General features: G+C 58.5%; 13 protein-coding genes and 2 pseudogenes. 6 read left to right on the top strand and 9 right to left on the bottom strand.

The annotated features are described in order from the left end of the window. The 3 genes from OWC48_RS42150 to OWC48_RS47590 all read right to left on the bottom strand — a co-directional run. Positions 1–634 (bottom strand): TCP-1/cpn60 chaperonin family protein (locus tag OWC48_RS42150; RefSeq protein ID WP_282525284.1); only part of this gene is annotated, 634 nt, incomplete at its 3' end. An 84-nt stretch (positions 635–718) separates the two neighbouring features. Beyond that, positions 719–1,033, bottom strand: a complete 315-nt coding sequence (locus OWC48_RS42145) for a co-chaperone GroES (protein WP_282525283.1) — start codon at positions 1,031–1,033, stop codon at positions 719–721. A 37-nt stretch (positions 1,034–1,070) separates the two neighbouring features. Continuing rightward, positions 1,071–1,241 (bottom strand): hypothetical protein, encoded by a 171-nt coding sequence (locus OWC48_RS47590; protein ID WP_404979902.1) that lies wholly within the window; start codon positions 1,239–1,241, stop codon positions 1,071–1,073. 1,194 nt (positions 1,242–2,435) lie between these two features. On the opposite strand from OWC48_RS47590, the gene OWC48_RS42135 reads away from it, so the two are divergent. Next, positions 2,436–3,083, top strand: coding sequence for an FkbM family methyltransferase (locus tag OWC48_RS42135; RefSeq protein ID WP_282525290.1), 648 nt, complete (start codon positions 2,436–2,438; stop codon positions 3,081–3,083). A gap of 53 nt (positions 3,084–3,136) precedes the next feature. Here OWC48_RS42135 and OWC48_RS42130 read toward each other — a convergent pair whose 3' ends face one another. Together OWC48_RS42130 and OWC48_RS42125 are read right to left on the bottom strand one after the other, a co-directional pair. Then, complete coding sequence (locus tag OWC48_RS42130; protein WP_282525282.1) at positions 3,137–3,532, bottom strand: hypothetical protein; 396 nt, start codon at positions 3,530–3,532, stop codon at positions 3,137–3,139. Between the two features lie 258 nt (positions 3,533–3,790). Beyond that, positions 3,791–4,186, bottom strand: a complete 396-nt coding sequence (locus tag OWC48_RS42125) for a hypothetical protein (protein ID WP_282525281.1) — start codon at positions 4,184–4,186, stop codon at positions 3,791–3,793. A gap of 1,635 nt (positions 4,187–5,821) precedes the next feature. On the opposite strand from OWC48_RS42125, the pseudogene OWC48_RS42120 reads away from it, so the two are divergent. The 5 genes and pseudogenes from OWC48_RS42120 to OWC48_RS42100 all read left to right on the top strand — a co-directional run. Then, positions 5,822–6,070, top strand: a pseudogene (locus OWC48_RS42120) (IS110 family transposase); the annotation flags it as partial. A 492-nt stretch (positions 6,071–6,562) separates the two neighbouring features. Further along, positions 6,563–7,879: a group II intron reverse transcriptase/maturase gene (ltrA, locus tag OWC48_RS42115; protein ID WP_282525289.1), complete on the top strand. Its 1,317-nt coding sequence runs from the start codon at positions 6,563–6,565 to the stop codon at positions 7,877–7,879. A gap of 557 nt (positions 7,880–8,436) precedes the next feature. Then, positions 8,437–9,738 carry a group II intron reverse transcriptase/maturase gene (ltrA, locus tag OWC48_RS42110; RefSeq protein ID WP_282525280.1) on the top strand — a complete coding sequence of 434 codons (1,302 nt, stop codon included), beginning with the start codon at positions 8,437–8,439 and terminating at the stop codon, positions 9,736–9,738. A gap of 61 nt (positions 9,739–9,799) precedes the next feature. Beyond that, the gene (locus tag OWC48_RS42105; protein WP_282525279.1) at positions 9,800–10,717 is read left to right on the top strand and encodes an IS110 family transposase; all 918 of its coding nucleotides are present in this window, start codon (positions 9,800–9,802) and stop codon (positions 10,715–10,717) included. Between the two features lie 320 nt (positions 10,718–11,037). Then, positions 11,038–12,031, top strand: a pseudogene (locus OWC48_RS42100) (IS110 family transposase). 495 nt (positions 12,032–12,526) lie between these two features. On the opposite strand, the gene OWC48_RS42095 reads toward OWC48_RS42100, so the two are convergent. The 4 genes from OWC48_RS42095 to OWC48_RS42080 all read right to left on the bottom strand — a co-directional run bounded on the left by OWC48_RS42095 (position 12,527) and on the right by OWC48_RS42080 (position 17,315). Continuing rightward, positions 12,527–13,693: an acyl-CoA dehydrogenase family protein gene (locus OWC48_RS42095; RefSeq protein WP_282525278.1), complete on the bottom strand. Its 1,167-nt coding sequence runs from the start codon at positions 13,691–13,693 to the stop codon at positions 12,527–12,529. Positions 13,694–13,736: 43 nt separating this feature from the next. Further along, on the bottom strand, positions 13,737–14,033 hold the full coding sequence (locus OWC48_RS42090; protein WP_282525277.1) for a hypothetical protein: 297 nt from the start codon (positions 14,031–14,033) through the stop codon (positions 13,737–13,739). A gap of 1,778 nt (positions 14,034–15,811) precedes the next feature. After that, complete coding sequence (locus OWC48_RS42085) at positions 15,812–16,549, bottom strand: carbonic anhydrase (protein WP_282525276.1); 738 nt, start codon at positions 16,547–16,549, stop codon at positions 15,812–15,814. 10 nt (positions 16,550–16,559) lie between these two features. Further along, positions 16,560–17,315 (bottom strand): thermonuclease family protein, encoded by a 756-nt coding sequence (locus OWC48_RS42080; protein WP_282525288.1) that lies wholly within the window; start codon positions 17,313–17,315, stop codon positions 16,560–16,562. Between the last annotated feature and the right edge of the window lie 709 nt (positions 17,316–18,024).

Here is an 18,024-nt window from a genome sequence, read left to right as displayed (position 1 = left end):
GCATCTTGTCGGCGTTGGTGACGAAGTAGGGCGAGATGTAGCCGCGGTCGAACTGCATGCCCTCGACGACGTCGAGCTCGGTCTCGAGCGACTTGGCTTCCTCGACGGTGATGACACCCTCGTTGCCAACCTTCTTCACGGCGTCGGCGAGGAACTTGCCGATCTCCTGGTCGCCGTTGGCCGAAATGGTGCCGACCTGGGCGATCTCCTCATTCGAGGTGACCCTCTTCGAGTTCTTCTGAAGATCCGCAACCACGGCTTCGACCGCGAGGTCGATACCGCGCTTTAGATCCATCGGGTTCATACCGGCGGCAACCGACTTGGCGCCTTCGCGGACAATCGCGGCGGCCAGGACGGTCGCAGTGGTGGTGCCGTCGCCGGCAGCATCCGCCGCCTTCGAAGCGACTTCGCGCACCATCTGCGCGCCCATGTTCTCGAACTTGTCGTCGAGTTCTATGTCCTTGGCGACGGCAACGCCGTCCTTGGTGATGCGGGGAGCGCCGAACGACTTGTCGAGCACTACGTTGCGGCCCTTCGGACCGAGCGTGACCTGCACGGCATTGGCGAGGATGTCGACGCCGCGCAGCATGCGGTCCCGCGCGTCTACTCCGAATTTGACTTCTTTGGCTGACATAAGGAATTTCCCTCAGTTCTTATTCTCTCATCCTTCAGTGCGCCCAAGCGGGCGCTCGTCAGGGGGAGCTGTGCGAGCGCTGGGTTAGGCGGCTTTCTTGTTGGAAAACACATCGGTGAGAACGCCCATAATGTCGCTCTCCTTCATGATCAGCAGCTCCTCGCTGTCGATCTTGACTTCGGTGCCCGACCATTTGCCGAATAGCACGCGGTCCCCGACCTCGATGTCGATCGGAATCAGCTTGCCGGTTTCATCGCGGCCGCCCGGGCCAATTGCAATGACTTCGCCCTGCGAGGGCTTTTCCTTGGCCGTGTCGGGAATGATAATGCCACCAGAGGTCTTCTCCTCGGCGTCGATGCGCTTGACCACGACGCGGTCGTGAAGCGGACGGAAATTCATACAAGACTCCTGAGCGTTTTGAACAAGTTGAAGATAGTCACATTGTGACAAACCCAATTATAGCAAGGGTCAGGCCAATAATGAGCTGAACGATCCAAGCCTGCAGCTTTTGCTTGGTTGTGTCGGAAATGATAACGCCGCAATCTGTCTTCTCATCGGCGTCGATGCGCTTGACCATGACGCGGTCGTGAAGTGGACGAAAATTCATACAAGTCTCCTGAGCTCAAGTTGGAGATACTCACATTGTGACAAGACAAATTATAGCAAGAGTCAGGCCAAAAATGAGCTGAACGATCGATGCCTGCAGTTCTGCTGAATCGTTGCCTGGCCTGCGCGTGTCTTTGTCCGGAAGCAAACGCCCCTCAGGTAGACAGCCCGCCAAGCTGTTGCGAAAATGACATTGCGTTTTGTCGAAACCGGCGGGAGCTAAAGTTGCAGATGATGGCTCATCGCAAAATTAGACGGAATCGTTAGCTGAAGAGCTTGTCCTCTCAAACTGACCCTGCTGATCGACGTTCGAAAGTGTATACCACGGTCGGGTCCCATTTATATTGATGGAGCGAGATCGGCAGCTCAACAACGATCCATGCCTGATGACCGACCTGGCAAGCATCGGGAGAGCGTACGCGACCTCAACCATATGGCATGTGAAATCTCGAGGTGAAGACATACGGCCGTACCCGTGTGCGGCGGCACTCCATAGCGGCTTGGTAGTACGCCAGCGGCAAACTGAGGCCGTCAGATGGCGTCATCCCATGGCATAAGCGCGTCGATTTCGTTCCTCGGTGAGCCGCTGGCAATACGCTGAAGTATCTGAATTTAGGCGAATGGATCGACATTGTTCATTTCCGTTGTTTGCGGCAGGTTGCGGATGGCTGCCAAGGTTTGACGACGCCGTCGCTGCCCGCGAAGAGCTTTCTTGAATTGTTGTAGCTGGTGGCGCGTTCGACGACCTTCCGAGGAGTGGAGTGGTTCACACCTTGCGTCAGCGAATCTGGGATGGCAGCGGTCAGTCGGTAGAGCACATCTTGCCTGTCGCAACTGTGATCGAGGTGATGGCTATTGCTGCGCACGAGAGATCTGTCTAGCGCGCACGCTTTAGAGAGAATAGCCGACGACTGACATTCGCACGAAGCCGATCTTTCTGCCGCTCCGAAAGGTGGACCGGAGACGACGATCTAGCTCGCGGTTGGCGCCTCTCCCGAGACCGAGCGGCAATTTGCATTGTAGGGCAGTCGCTGCAGGCCCCGGTCCGACAATGGCCTCCAAAGAACTGTCATGATCAAGGGGGCCGACGGGTATATGAATCATATACATTGATATACGTTGTGCCGGCGCGTCTAGCGTGTGATTGGACGTCAAAGACGAAATTCATCCTCAGCGCCCAATGGAAAAAGCAACTGTGTCGCCCGCCGAAGTACACCAGCACATTGTTTCACTTCTTCAGAAGCCGAATCCCGTCATCCTGGATATCGGATGCAATGACGGGACCGATACGCAACAGTTTCTCAACCTCTGCCCGCAAGCTCAGCTCTACTGCTTTGAGCCGGACCCCAGAGCGATCGCGCGCTTCAAGGCGAAGCTGGGCCCATCCCTTTCTAGGGTGAAGCTGCTTGAAATCGCGATCAGTGATCGAAACGGGATGATCGACTTCCATCCAAGCAATGCGGATGGTGATGCGAAGGAATGGGACCTCTCCGGCTCAATACGCCGCCCGAAGAATCATCTTACTGAGTATGATTGGGTTCGGTTCGATCGCCCTGTCTCGGTTGAAACGCGGCGGCTGGACGACTGGTGCAGCGAAGCCAAGCTGAATACGATCGATTTCATCTGGATGGATGTCCAGGGAGCCGAAGCCGATGTTATCGCCGGCGGCATGCAGACCTTGAGCAAGACGCGCTTCGTCTACACGGAATATAGCGATCGCGAGCTCTACGAAGGGCAGTTGTCCCTGCAAGCTATTCTTGACCTGTTGCCGTCATTCGAAGTGGCGTCCCACTATCCCCGCGCGGTGGAGGGTGATGTATTGCTCAGGAATACGCGCTTCTAGTGGCGACTCATATCGAGCGCCTCATTCATCGCTGGAAAACCTGACCAGCGCGCTTAGCCGCCCAAAGCTGCACAACAGGTGATCATTTGAGCGGATATCGGTGGCCGGACGGGCGCTCCGGTTTCCGGGTTGCCATTACAGACCCGGCGCACGACGTCCGCGTCGGGCGGGTGGTCGTTTTCTAACACTGCCAGCCGGCGCTCGAAGCATGGAATCGTCTGAACGGCTGCTGTATGGCCTGGTCCTCTGGGAAGCTGGTGCACCGCTTCGAACAAATGCCAAAGCAACTGCATCAGTTCAAGTAATTCCTTGATATGGGCGGGTTTCAGCACGCGCTTGGCGTCGCTATTGTGTGTCAATGGGAAAGCGAGCTGAAGTATGTGTTCATTCCAGAACAAAATCGGCGCGAGGCGTCCAGCATAACTGCAGCAGCCGATTGTCTCCGGCAAGGCGTCCTGGGCGCGGCGCAGGAGAAGGTGGCGGCGATCATCAGCGGCCGATCCGCGCCGGATCGGATCAAGATCGTCATCGCAATGGTGGTTACTTGCCTGCTCATTTGCCGCAGGCGGAGCTGATCATCGAATCTGCGAGCACGTTCTGCCTGGGTGGCTGCAGCGCGATGACGAAGATCGGGGAGGACGTCAGTAAAACGCCGCGACGTAATCCCGGCGCAATGGCGCGAAGTATCTCCTAGCCGCGCCGCCCGATCACCCGCAATTCCAGATCGGCCCGATCGGCGTCCGCGTCCAGCACGGCCCGAAACTGCCTCCATTGTAGCGGCCGCCGCGGAAGCCGGGTTGGCCGAAATAGTGCCACTCGCCGTCCCAACCGTAATACTGAGGAACCGGGTCAATATACCAGTGGCGTCGGTCGGCGCGCGAGAACCGGCGCATCAAGTCCTTCTGCTTGTAGAGCGGAATGCTGTTGCTCAGCGGCTGGCGATAGCCGGGCAGGAAGCCGTAGCCTTGCCAGACCGGCTTGGGCCCCGTTTTTATTGGCGCAGCGTTCGCGACGACCGGCAGCAGCGACAGGATAATAGTAGCAGTTAGACACACAAGGCGAGACATGGATCGACAATAGTCGGTCGGTTGCGCGAAGGCCATTCAAATTTGGGTGCAAAGTTCTACGTAATCTCGCGCTGAAGTTTTCTCTTAGCTGGTCACGCCCTTCCTGATCAGAAAGCACGCATATCCCCTGCTGTGGTCACCCACCTGCACGACGTCGAAGCCGTAGCGCGAGAAAATCCGGACGCGAGAGCTCACCGGGACAGATGAGTCGGCCGACCGAGCACTCGATCGCGGGCAGCACCGTGCGCTGCGTCCGGGCACACGGTCGGATCGTCGACCGCCATCATCACGCCCAGGGATCGACGCGATCGTCGAGCGGATAGAGCATTAAGATGGCGCGGACGGTCCTCTCCATAACTCATGCCCGGCAGCTGGATCAGGCGCTCCGAGCAGAGCCGCAGCGGCGATGCGGGTGGCCGGGTGGTTGGCGTCGACGGCCACGAGGTCGGCGCCATGGACCATGGAGGCGAGAGGCCAGAGCAGCTCGGGCGCTAGGATCGGATCCAATCGATTTCAGTATGTGACGAACTACCCTCCCAATCGATCGCTTACGTTTGTCTCTGTCTCCCTAACCCTTCGCAATCATCAAACACCACGGGCCAGAACACTCCAAACTGTCGTTCATTGACGCAAAAAAAGGCCCGGCCTCATTTCGATGGCCGGGCGGAAGTTAGTCGTCGACAGAGGAAGCGCCGCCGACGATTATTTGCGGCAAAACGTTCACCGCAAATTCTAATTACGGAATGATCAATGGTCGCAGAAATCTGGCGTCGTTCCTTCTATTTAAAAACGATATTGACGGAATGCGGCTCAACACTGGCTCGCACAAACCTGGAAGGAGGGATTGTCCGTTGTCCTGAGGATCGTCAAAGTCATGCTGATTAGTGAGTGACGCCGAACAGAGACGATCCGCGGCTGTTCGCATGGCATCAACGTGCCGGCCGAAGAGCGCAGCGACCCACCGTCCCCGGGGCCTGGGAGAAGTACCTTGTTATTCGCATGCGAGCACTCGGAGCGAGTTTGCGCGATCCCGCAGGCGGTGGTTGGCGCACCTGCATCCCCCTCTGCCGTATACACATCGACCGCATTGGTATCATCGTCTCACCGAGGTCGGCAGCAAACAACGGGCCGGTCCGCTTGCCGGGCATCCTCGTCAGCTACTTCAAAATGGTACAACGTGACGCTACGTGCGATTCAAGGACTTTTGAGCTGACCCGCATAAAACTCAAGCCGCCGACCTCTCGCAGATGGCAAGTGATTCGCCAGCGGTCGACATGCGTCCCGCATACCGTTATTGGATGGTCATATACACGTGAGCGCTCGAGGCACATTGCACGTCATATTTCTTGTGTGATGTCGTGTGTTCGTCTTGTCCAGAAGATCGCGTGTGCTGGCGATCATGAATCTTCAGGCCATCATTTTGGCCTTGTTGGCTTCCGACTGGCATCACCAGGGTTAAAATGTCATGCTCCATGCGCAGTCGCACGTTCTCCTGGCGCAGCCGAGTGATCTCAGGTCCGCCGACATCGCACTGCGAGTTCTCCCCCAATCAAAACGCCAGACATCCCTCAAACTGCATCAAAAGTGATGGTGTGGAACGGCCCTTCGAACCGGCATCAAAAGTGCCTAACGTGGTCGCGTAGAGAGGCGCCACAAAGGAAGGACCGTTCCATGGAGAAAAGTATCACAGTGGGTTTGGATTTGGCCAAGTCGATCTTTCAAGTTCACGGCACCGCCGAAAACGGGAAAGTCTTGGTTCGTCGCACATTGCGGCGATCGCAGGTTCTACCCTTCTTTCGGAGCCTCCCAGCTTGCTTGGTAGGTATGGAGGCCTGTGCGAGTGCCCATCACTGGGCGCGCGAGATAGCGGCGCTGGGCCACTCTGTCCGCATGATGCCGCCAGCCTACGTGAAGCCTTACGGTGCGCCCCGACGGCGCGTATTACCAGTGGAGGAAGGATCCACCCAGAGAGTTGTCGATTGATCTGGTAGCTGACGAGCGGTTTGGACGAGCAATCGGACGGATCGAAGCCTCGTGACAAAGGTCGCTTTAGGCGGCCGAGCAATCCAGCGGGCCGTAACGTGAGTGAAGCCTGAGCACGCCTCGAAAGTTACGATGTGAATGCCGACCCGATCGTATGGCGGGGAAGGCCGTGAGGACAGGGAAGCAATCGACGCACGCACCTGTCTGGTTCACCGGGGTAATGGGCACGGCACGTTGGAAAGGTAGTACGGGTAATCGGGGGAGACCCGTCTTGGTCGAAGGTCGCGCCTTCAGCATTGAGTAGTCGATGGACCGGACGGGAGTCGGACAGGGTCAAAGGTACCGATGAAACCGGGTAATTCCGGCGGAGGAAAGGACCCTGACTTCAGGTGCGCTTTTGAAGATGGCGAGGGAAAGGGTAGATTGGCGATGAGCCTTGAAACGCCCGATAAGATCAGGAGCCTTCAGAGAAAGCTTTATTGCAAAGCGAAGGCGGAGCCTGCCTTCCGCTTCTATGTGCTGTACGACAAGATCTGCCGCGAGGACATTCTGAGCCATGCCTACAAGCTGGCCCGCGCCAACGCGGGTGCGCCGGGAGTGGACGGAATAACTTTCGAACAGATCGACGCGTCGGGACTCGAAGCATGGTTGGCTGGCCTGCGCGATGAACTCGTCACGAAGACCTATCGGCCCGATCCGGTGCGGCGGGTGATGATCCCGAAGCCCGGCGGCGGCGAACGTCCGCTCGGTATCCCAACAATCCGGGACCGGGTCGTCCAAGCTGCTGCAAAGATCGTGCTGGAACCGATCTTCGAGGCGGATTTTGAGGACGGCGCTTATGGATATCGCCCGCGCCGCAACGCGGTCGATGCCGTCAAGGAAGTGCACCGGCTTATGTGCCGGGGCTACACAGATGTTGTTGACGCCGATTTGTCGAAATACTTCGACATGATTCCGCACTCGGGCCTCCTCAAATCGGTGGCCCGACGCATCGTCGACCGGAATGTGCTGCGGCTGATTAAGTTATGGCTGCGAGTACCGGTCGAGGAGCGGGATAGCAACGGGAAAGGGCGCATGAGCGGCGGTAAGAGCAACAAGTGTGGCACGCCACAGGGCGGTGTCATCAGTCCGCTGCTCTCCGTCATCTACATGAACCGGTTCCTGAAGCATTGGCGTCTCAGCGGTCGGCGTGAAGCATTCCATGGCCAGATTATCTCCTATGCCGACGACTTCGTCATTCTCAGCCGCGGCTACGCGGAAGACGCATTGACGTGGACGAAAGCGGTGATGACCAAGCTTGGGCTGACACTCAACGAGACTAAAACCTCGGTGAAGAATGCCCGATTGGAAAGCTTTGACTTCCTTGGGTACACGCTCGGACCCCGCCACTTCCGCAATGGGGGGCGGTGGTATCTTGGCGCGGCTCCGTCGAAGAAAAGCGTGCTGCGGATCAAGAGGAAGGTCAGCGAACTGCTGACGCCGGGCAACAAGGGCGCTTGGCCCGAAGTACAAGCACGATTGAACCGTCTTCTGCGCGGCTGGTCCGCTTACTTCAGCTATGGCTCGCTTGCTACGGCTCATCAGGCCGTTGATCGACACGTCTTTGACCGCGTGCTCGCCTTTCTGCGCAGACGACATAAGACGCCAGGACGTGGCGTCAGACGGTTCTCTGATCAGATCTATGGGAACCCTGGCGTACTTGTGCTGAACCGCGTGCGCAAAGTGTCGCCGACGTGCGCCTTGTGACGAAACCTGTCGGAAAGCCGGATGCGGGAAAACCGCACGTCCGGTTGTGTGTCCAGCGAAGGCTGGCATGTTCAACAGGAGACAAACCTGCCGGGGTAGAAGTCCGAGCCCCGTAGTTTGGATAGCAGGGGTGATGGAAACTGAAACTCTGAAGCCTATCGACAAGGTCTCCCCAGGGGAGGCTACGAGTCATCGGGCCGTAACAAAGGTGAACGCGTTGTGGCCTCGAAAGTGAGTATCTCCAAGGGCCGAGCCCGCAACCGAAGGGCGAAGGCGACATGAACAGCCGAAATCTGACCGACGCGGCTGCTCACCTTGGCGGGGTGAAAGCGACAGCACGGTGACAAGGACATGCTAAGCAACTGGAGAAGCCCTCCTCGTCCCGGCGCGAAATCGTCGGAGCAAGGTAGGCCGTATAACCGGCGAAACCGGGAAATCGGCCGAAGACGAGAGGGTGGCGGCTGGGTCCGTAGTAGCGATGAAGCGGAGTAATGTCCGCGGAGCGAAGGGGCCCTGCCATTTGCAATGTCTCCAACATAGGGGAAGGCAAGGACGAGATGACAAAGGCGTCCATTGATTTGCAGGACCTGAGGCGGAGAATATACGTCAAGGCGAAGGCTGAGCCGTCCTGGCGGTTCTGGGGATTATACATTCACGTCTGCAAGATGGAGACCCTGCGCGCGGCGTACGAGATGGCCAAAAAGAACGATGGGGCACCGGGAATAGACGGGGTCACCTTCGAGGCCGTCGAGACGCAAGGCGTGGAAGCTCTGCTCGAACAGTTACGGGACGAACTGATCGGGCGCACCTACCAGCCACTTCCCGCGCGGAGACAGGAGATACCGAAGGACGGGGGCAAAGCCCGTGTCCTCTCGATTCCGGCGATCCGCGACAGAGTGGTGCAAGGCGCGCTCAAGCTCATACTCGAGCCTGTCTTCGAGGCGGATTTCCAACCGGGATCGTTTGGATATCGTCCCAAGCGGACAGCACATGATGCGGTCAAGCGAGTTGCCGAGGCGATAGTCCGGCGGAAGACGCGAGTCCTCGACTTTGATCTGCGGGCCTATTTTGACAATGTTCGGCACGACCGGCTGTTGGCGAAAGTGGCGCAGCGGATAGACGACGCGGACGTTATGCGTCTTCTGAAGGTTATGCTGAAGGCTTCTGGCAAGAAGGGCGTTCCACAAGGCGGAGTCATCTCGCCCTTGCTCAGCAACCTCTACCTTAATGAGGTGGACAAGATGCTGGAGCGGGCGCGGGAGGTCACGCGAAATGGCAAGTACACCTACGTCGAATATGCGAGGTTCGCTGACGATCTGGTGATCTTGATCGACGCCTACAAGCGACATGACTGGCTGGTCGGGGCTGTGGACAAGCGACTTCGGGAGGAGTTCTGCAAGCTGCAGGTCGAAATCAATGATGAAAAGAGCCGCACAGTGAACCTTGAGCGCGGTGAGTGCTTTGGGTTCCTGGGCTTTGAGTTCCGCTACCTTCGCGGACTAAGCGGAGCGATGCGGCCGCATTATACGCCCAAGCTCAAAAAGCGGACGGCACTGGTGCGCGCGCTCAAAGAAGTGTTCCGCCGACACCGGTCGCAACCGATTGAACGGGTGATAAACTTGATCAATCCGATGCTCCGGGGGTGGGTGAACTACTTCGCGGTGGGGCATTCCAGCGAGTGCTTCAGCTTCATCAAAGACTGGGTGGAGAAGAAGGTCAGGCGCCATCTGGCGCATGCTCAGAAACGAAAGGGCTTCGGCTGGGAACGATGGAATAGGCGGTGGCTGTACGACACTCTCGGGCTGTTCAACGCCTACAGAGTGCGACGCGACGGGCCGAAAGTTGCCCCAGCAGGATAGGTCCCATAAGCGTTGGCGTGAAGCAAATGGGGGCGCGCAGTGCGGGAAATCCGCATGCTGCGTGCGACGTGGAGGGGACTGGAAACGTGGCACGTCCGAGCGGCCTGCCGGCGCGCCAGTCCTCGACCCTACTGATGAGCGGGGAGAGGAAACGGAACGCGCAACAAGCGCATCACCGCGCCTCTCCTCGACTCTACTCAAACGTAACAAGACCGACGTGGCGGATGCTGAAGCCATTTGTGAGGCGGTCACCCGCCCGACAATGCGGTTCGTACCGGTGAAGACTGCCGAACAACAAGCAGCCAGCATGATTTTGCGAACGCGAGAGATGCTAATGAGGCAGCGCAGCCAGACTGCAAATGCTCTGCGGGCCCATATGGCCGAATTGGGCATTATCGCTGGCACGGGCATGTCAAGCATCGCAAAACTCTTGGTGCTTCTCCGGGACGAAAAAGACAACAGGATCCCCGGTGCCGCCCGCTTTGCCCTGATCCTATTTGCCGAACAGATTGAGCTGCTTACAACCCGCATAGAGAAGCTCGACGGAGAGATTTTGGTTGCCGTCAGGCAGGACCCCGATGCAAGGCGTCTGATGAGCATTCCGGGTGTCGGTCCTCTCATCGCCGCTACCGTTCGGACATCGGTCATGGATGCTCGCGATTTTGCGACTGCACGAGATTTTGCGGCTTGGACGGGGCTAACACCGAGGGCACAGTCGAGCGGGGGGAAAGAAAGGCTCGGCGCGATATCAAAGCGTGGAAATCGGCAACTACGGACGCTCTTGATAGTTGGTGCGACCTCTATCATCAAGCTTGCTAAACGAGGCTTGAGAGTCCCGCTCTGGATTCGGACCATGCTGCAAAGACGGCCGGTCAAGGTCGTATCGGTCGCGCTCGCTAATAAGATTGCGCGCACGATCTGGGCCTTGCTGGTCAGAGGAGGCATCTATCAGGCGCCGGCCGCAATGCTGAAATCCTAATCTCAAGAGCTCTCCGGCGGAAGAAGAAAGCTGCCGAGGAGGCAAAGTGCAAATCTGGATGAACCTCGAATGACGTCATTCCCGGTAGCAATCAGACCGCCTGACTCACTGCGCTTCGAGCGCGAGAAATAGATTGGGCGATTGCTTCCGCGGATATCATCGTGGCCAGCGGCCAGACGCCTCATTCACAGGCCGAACATATGACCGCACCGTCATCCCCTGTTCTACCAGAAAAAGATCTTGCAGCCCGGGCCAATGGTATGGACCCCGCCCTCGCCGCGGTGCAATCTTGAGCGTCAACTGCAGTGAAGGAGGATATCATGCAGGTCGTTCGGATAGGTCTAGATCTGGCGAAGTATGTCTTCGAAGTTCACGGCGTCGACAACCACGGGAAGGTCGTTGTACGAAAGAGGTTGCGTCGCGATGCGGTGGCCGGCTTTTTCGCCAATTTACCGGCCTGCCTGGTCGGCATGGAAGCTTCACGGGGCCCACTATTGGGCTCGCGTGCTCACGGCGCTTGGCCATCAGGTCCGACTGATCAGCCCTCAGTTCGTGACGCCATACGTCAAGTCAAACAAGAACGACCAGAACGATGCGGAAGCCATCTGCGAAGCGGTCGGCCGTCCGTCCATGCGCTTTGTGCCACCGAAATCAACCGATCAGCTGGCGGTACAGGCTGTCCACCGCATTCGCCGACGCCTGGTCGCCGACCGGGTCAGGCTCGTCAACCAGATTCGCGGTCTTCTGTCCGAGCATGGCATTGTCATTGCCCGTGACATCGCGCAGCTGCGGCGCGGCCTCGCTGTCATCGTAGGGAACATCAATGACGGCCTCAGCGAGATGCTCCGAGCGCTCATGAGGGAATTGCAAGAGGAGTTGTCCGCGCTTGATACCCGCATTGCAGCCTATGACCGACGGATAAGGGAAATCTACCGTACGAATGAGCAGTGCCAGCGGCTCGGCAAAATCGAAGGCGTCGGACCTGTGACGGCAACAGCCTTGATCGCCGCCGTGGGCGATAGAAGCTGTTTCAAGAACGGCCGCCAGTTCGCGGCTTGGCTTGGCCTGGTGCCGAAGCAGCGATCCAGTGGAGGGCGGGCCCGCTTGTTCGGCATCAGCAAACGCGGCGATCGATACCTGCGGACGCTGATGATTCACGGAGCTCGCGCCGCTTTAAGCCGGGCCGCTGGCAAGCAGGATCCGCGAAGCCTCTGGCTCGGCAAAATCCGGCAACGGCGCCATCCCAATGTCGCGGCCGTGGCTCTTGCCAACAAGAATGCGCGGATCGTGTGGGCTATACGTCTGCAGTTGTGACCGTCGATCCTGATCAAGCCGGCCGTTGCAATCGGGCGGGGGCCAATATTGCAAACAGAATCACACACGGCTTGCGCTCCCACGCAGGCGACGCCGATGTCGGCGGACCAGGCTTCGGAGATCGCCCGCCTACGCCACGAGAATGAATGGCTGGCGCATGAAGCGCGACATTAAAAAAGTCGGACTTGCAAGCTTTGTGAGTTGAACCGCGAGCCGTTGGGCTCAAATGCAAGTGGATCGAGCTTGACACGACAATGATCGAGGCGGAGGCGTAGAGACCTATGAGAGCGCTCGTTATGTTTGCAACGGGGAAGGCTGCTCCACGGATATGAAATGGTGTTTTTGAGAAGCGCCTGACTGCAAGGCTCTCTCTCTCTCTCTCTCTCTCTCTTGGCCTTTAAACAAGGCGGACCGCTAGGTCCTGTAGCTGCAGACAGCATCATCGCAGGTCCGGCAATCCGTTGCTGCGGGGCGTGCGGAACGTGGATGAACACTTCATGGAAATCCCGGCTGTGCTGCACTTCCGAGCAGGACTCGGCCGGCGCTCTGGAGCGTTCCTTCGTTTAAAGCTGCGTGCTGAGCAACCACGAAGCTGTCGCACATGGCGCGCGCCAGATTGCTGGTGGTATAGAGCGACGCACTTCCAGCGAGACCGCTCGCAATGTTGCAGACCTCAGCGCTCTGTCGCGCGGCGTTCGTCGCGGCGAGTCGCATCAGCGTCGCCGTGCTCGGGTTTACCGTACCCTTGAGCGCTTCCTTCCACAGCTCCTCGGTGGCCTCATAGAAGAAGGAACGGGCGGAACGCAGCATGGCTTCGGCTCTGGCCATCTCCAGTTGGACATAACCGCGCTCTGCCATCACGGGCGCTCCAGTGATTGAGGCGCGGCTTCCGGCCATGGCGATCACCTCGTCTAGCGCGGAGCGCGCAATACCGATTCCGACAATCGCATGCGCCTGCGCAGCGAAAGTCACGGACGGATAACGATAGACCGGCGCGTCGAGTGTCGGCGGACCGCCGCGGATCAAGGTCCATTCCTCCGGTACAATGACATCGTTGACAACGACGTCATGGCTGCCGGTGCCTTGCAGGCCGATGACGTCCCAATTGGGGCGGATTGTCACCTTCTCGGCCGGCATTACGGCTACACGCGCAAGGCCACCGGTCGGATCGTCTTCCACAGTGATGCCAACGCCTATCAGATCCGCGCCCGGTGAGCCGCTGGCGAATGGCCACACGCCGTTTACGACAAACCCGTCGGTGCTTCGCCTGGCGGGCTGAAGCGGGAAAAGCGCGCCTGCCAACACCACGTCAGGTCCATTCGCGTATACTTTGCGAAGCGTGTCGTCCGGAAGAGCAGCGAGGTAGCGAGCCCCATCGCCGAAGCTGGCGACCCAACCGGCGGAGCCGTCGGCTTCGGAAATGCGCTCGATCAGGCGACAAAAATCGGCCGGCGTTCGCTCGTCGCCGCCGAATCGCTTGGCGGCCAAAGCCCGATAGACGCCAACGCGCTTGAAGCCCTCGATGATCTCGTCTGGAATCTTCTGCGCGCGGGCGAACTCGTTTCGACGCGCGCGGATATCGACCAGTAGCGGCGACAGATTATCCCAGGTCGCAGCCCTAGCGTCGGTTTCTGAAGTGATCTTCTCTGGTGGAGCGTTCATAAGCTGTCCTCGGTGTCTTGAGCCGATCGATGCCGTGTTTCATTCATTTGGATAGTGCGCGCATGGCGAAGCCGGCCGGATTGATAACCAGTCCGAAGGGATCGTCGAAACTGTCGCAGTTGATATCGACTGTGATGCGATTACAGGCGGTTGTCAGTCCAAACCACACCCCGAACGATTGACTCAAAGAAAAGGTGTTGAGGGCCGGGAAGACTGACGGAGGGCTGTCGATGCTGTCATTGAGGCTGAACCGGCAAAGCAACCGATATGCGGCAGCGAGATCGATCCGCCTCTGCTGCACTATGTCTTCGACGGCTGACGGCAGCGCTCGTTTTGTCATGTCCTGTCCAGCGGACGATTTGTCACACTTGGGCCCGGCCGGCTCGAACCAATTGTGAATTCCTGACTTGGCGACCGCGAGGTGGCCAAAGCCTGCTGCTCTTTTCCATGTCCCCAGCAATCGACGTGCCATCAATTATGGTCTGGAGGCCGTGTCTGAATCGAGCGAGATCACGTGGCTCGTGCCGCGCCGGCAGGAAGCTCGCGCCTCCCGTGTCTGATTCCAGGCACAAGACGTCATCAACCGAACGCGGCTGAAGGAGAACGACTGAAGTGGACCTCGACCGCGAACCAGCCGGGCTCGGCTTGCCTGCTGGCGTTTCAGGCCCGCTCCGATCTCCTGACATTACTAACAGCGCAATTTACCGTGCTCGCGACTATGGGTGAGCTGTTGGTTAGAAGCGGACATTAGACGGCAGGTATTCAACAAACGTGCGGCGTCAGGGGCTGCCATTGCAATCAAGTCGCTGTCCTATGTACTGCAAGAGTGCCCCCATCATGCAAGCGAAGGGCAAAAAGCTTCCAGGAGGCTTTGAGTTTTCGAGGTTCGCCAGCAACTGATCCGCCTGTTCCTGTTTAGTCGTACTAAACGCAAGAGATTCGCGCAGATTCCTGACCTGACTCACCCTTTTTGGTGGCCGGCGCCTCTCTCTTCAGCGAGCTCCAGATGCTTCAGATCATGACTGAGCTTGTCCAACTCGCCAGCAACAGCGACACGATTGGCTGCTAGTCCTTGCTGCTGAGATCAGTGCTGCACAGGACTCTGAGATAGCATCGAGTCGGGGCGCGTCCGGCGAGAGGGCCGTGATCCGGCACGCCGAAACTGGAAATCTTCTCACGGTCGCTCCGGTACGCACCGTACGCTTATGATACGATCAGATCACTCTCGCTGAGAGAGTGTGGATTGTCCGGTCAGTACGAAGCTTGCGCGCGCATGGCGAAGCCCAATCTGCCAAATAACCATCCGGGGCGGAATCGTCCGCGCCGCAACGGTTCCTTCCTTCGGCGGGCCTTCGGAAAGGCCATTAGGTGCAAAGGGGGGCGCAGGTTTCTCCGCGTGGCGCTGGCATCAAGGTGTGCAGCGGCATCACTGATATGGACGAGCCGGCCTTGGTATGCTCGTTCTGCCTGGCCGTATATCCTATGGAATGACGTGAAGCGACGGTTGTCGGCGTTGAGAGATCGGAGTGCGCTTGCTCGCGATATGTACCCCAGCCGGGGACTTGTCCGCCGGACGCCGGTACACGACGGATGACGCCGGCGGCGCTCGGCGTCTTTTCACCATTGATGGCAGATGCGGGAGAGATCCGCCGGATGGGCAGTCTGGTGGTCGTAATCCTGCTCTATGTGATCTTCGGCCCTAGCTCAGCCTGGTGATCGTAGCAGGACCAGAGGGGGCCCTACCGGATCCCGGGTGAGAGCCTGCCGAAATTGTCGCGTGTTCCGTTAGGCCGAAAGCTCGGACCCTGCATGCCTCGCACCGCGATCTGCCGCTTGCACCACCTCTGCTGGCCTAGCGCATCAACGTGCAGGCATGAATAGTGTCGCCCGCGGTATGAGTGTTTCTTGGTGCCGGCCTCGCGTTGCGAACATGAGCACGTAGAATACGAGAAGAATTAAGAGGCCGCGCATACCAAAGGTCTTCCCGAAGCTATGACAATTGTGGAGCGGGTTGTATTCGGTGCATTTGATGCAGCCGATGCACGAGCGAATTGCGTGGAACTCGACCGAAGCCCTGCATCAGGCGGCAAACGTAGCCGGCCGGCGAAGGTGCCAGCGTCAGCTCAGCAAATCGACCCTGCCGGTGTCGAGCCGATACAGGCCGCCGACGACCTTCAGTCTGTTCTGCTCAACTGCCGCGTTCAGAATCGGCCCCGTCGATTTGAGTTTGTTGACGTTATTGATTACATTTTGTCGAGTTGTTTCGGCGAACGTGTCACCGGTTTGCTGGCGAGATGCTTTTGCCGCAGGCGCAAGCGCAGCGACGAGGGATGAAATGTGCCCCGGCGGCGGCTTATCGTCGTGGATCGACTTGATCGTGGCTTCTATCGCACCGCAATGATCGTGCCCAAGTACCAGGATCAGCGGCGTGTTCAGCGCGGCCACCGCATATTCCATACTGGCGAGCGTGTCATCGTTGGCAAAGTTGCCTGCGAGGCGGCAGACAAACAGATCACCAAGTCCGCTGCCGAAGACAAGTTCAGGCGCCACGCGAGAATCGGCGCAGCTCAGAACCGCGGCATATGGATTTTGCCCATCCACCAAAATCGGGCGCTCGCGCTTGAAATCGTCGCTCCGTGATACGCCCTGGACATAGCGATCGTTCCCTTCCATCAGCCGCTTCAGGGCAGCCTCCGGCGAGATCAGGTTATCTGGCTTGGGTGGCGTTTTTGCTTCCTTCGCATCGACAATGTTGTTGCCAAGCCGCAGGCAAACCGACGAAATAGTGAACAGCAACAGCGAGCGGCGCGAAGGCGCGATCTTGGTCAGATAGGTCGGAGAATGGCCTGCATGCATGCATCTCACCTCATCGCGCGGCTTTACGCCACCCGGTGGCTTCGGCTTCCGCTTCGCTGCAGAGCCAGCGTTCACCGGGCTTCTTCGTCATGTCGATTTGTTCGTAACTGAGCTGCCCGGGCAGGTGATAAATGCGCTCGCCGTTGGGGTCTACGGTGCCTTTTATCAGACACTCGGACGAGGGCGGGTCCGATAGCAGCGCGAACCCGAGCAGGAGTTCCTGAGCGTCGATCGGAACCGAGCTCGCGCCGATGATGATCGTCCCCTTGCTGCGGTCACGCCAGTCCCAGGGCGCGATGAACGCCCCCGACCACAGCCCCGCATAGGCTTTGCTCGCCACAACCTCATAGATAACGTAGGTATGGGTAGAAGGACCCGACGATAATGCCCAGCCGGAGCGTACCATCCAGGCGTTCACGTCCTCGCCTTCTATGAAGCAACTTCCGCGTGACCTGCCGTATTCATCAACTCCTGTGGTATGACAATCCCACGTTCGTCCGTTCGAATGCTTGATCAGCTCGTCGCGAGCAGCTACGCCGCAAGCCCATTTCCGACCGTGGGCGTCGAGGCAAATCTGGTCAGTCTCGGGAGCTTCGATGCCTGAGAGCCGAAGCTTGGTTTGCTCGATCTCGATCGTATTGCCGTCGAGGATGCGCGGAGGGCCGCTGAGCCTCGCCGCGCAGACCGGAGATGTGATGACAGCGAACAATGCGACCATCATTACGCGGTGCTTCATCCCGACAATAACCTCTCGCTCTTGATCCATGTTCACGCACGATCCGGCGCCGCCACATTCGACTGCTTAAACGCTATGTCCGTTATTCGGCCGACATCTTTCGACGTTTGCTCTATGAAAGCGTGGCCGTCATTTCCAAGCTACGACCTGACGCTGGGTGAGGTTCAAGCGATTTCTTCCGGTGTGTGCGTGTCGAGGTATCCTACGAAGCTCGCCGGTCTCTCTCTGGGCACGCACTGCACCCTCTCGACCTGAGGAGGAGATCCCCATCGCTCAGCCGCGAACTCGGTATGCGGGAGAAAGCCGAACCTCGGAACGCTGTTTCTCACGCGGTTGAAGAACAAAAGTCGCCTGTGAATCTTGACGGTCGAGTGGAAGTCAGGCCGGGAGGAGCGCCTGGCTATGCTTTGAGGCAACCACCATCGGCAAGGCTGCCGACGGTTTCAGCGAGGGCGATGACATTTCGCCGCAAATTCTTGTCAGGAAAAGACTGATGTTCGAAAAATCTGGTCTCGCTTCCTCTGAGATCCGGACAAAGGCAGCCACGGAGTTCAGCTCAATGCCCGCTGCGTATAATGAGCCGGTATCGTTTGCACAAACCGCGCGAAACCCGGAACCCTCTTTCGGAGAGTCAGCCGGGATGGTCGTTGATGCCAATCGCATTGTGGCTTTTCGCACGTCTGCGCGGCACCAGAATCGTTCGTGGTGCCGCGGCCGGGTTCGTACAAGGACTGGATTG

Source organism: Bradyrhizobium sp. Arg816 (assembly GCF_029989365.1).
In the GTDB taxonomy this organism is placed as follows: domain Bacteria; phylum Pseudomonadota; class Alphaproteobacteria; order Rhizobiales; family Xanthobacteraceae; genus Bradyrhizobium.
This window is presented reverse-complemented; position numbering and strand designations above follow the sequence as displayed.

What these genes read in the sequence shown, in the direction of transcription:
- OWC48_RS42085 (WP_282525276.1), bottom strand. Translation starts at nt 16,549, where the DNA reads ATGCATGCAGGCCATTCTCCGACCTATCTGACCAAGATCGCGCCTTCG.
- ltrA (WP_282525289.1), top strand. Translation starts at nt 6,563, where the DNA reads ATGAGCCTTGAAACGCCCGATAAGATCAGGAGCCTTCAGAGAAAGCTT.
- OWC48_RS42090 (WP_282525277.1), bottom strand. Translation starts at nt 14,033, where the DNA reads ATGACAAAACGAGCGCTGCCGTCAGCCGTCGAAGACATAGTGCAGCAG.
- OWC48_RS42095 (WP_282525278.1), bottom strand. Translation starts at nt 13,693, where the DNA reads ATGAACGCTCCACCAGAGAAGATCACTTCAGAAACCGACGCTAGGGCT.
- OWC48_RS42145 (WP_282525283.1), bottom strand. Translation starts at nt 1,033, where the DNA reads ATGAATTTCCGTCCGCTTCACGACCGCGTCGTGGTCAAGCGCATCGAC.
- ltrA (WP_282525280.1), top strand. Translation starts at nt 8,437, where the DNA reads ATGACAAAGGCGTCCATTGATTTGCAGGACCTGAGGCGGAGAATATAC.
- OWC48_RS42080 (WP_282525288.1), bottom strand. Translation starts at nt 17,315, where the DNA reads ATGGATCAAGAGCGAGAGGTTATTGTCGGGATGAAGCACCGCGTAATG.
- OWC48_RS47590 (WP_404979902.1), bottom strand. Translation starts at nt 1,241, where the DNA reads ATGAATTTTCGTCCACTTCACGACCGCGTCATGGTCAAGCGCATCGAC.
- OWC48_RS42125 (WP_282525281.1), bottom strand. Translation starts at nt 4,186, where the DNA reads ATGGCCTTCGCGCAACCGACCGACTATTGTCGATCCATGTCTCGCCTT.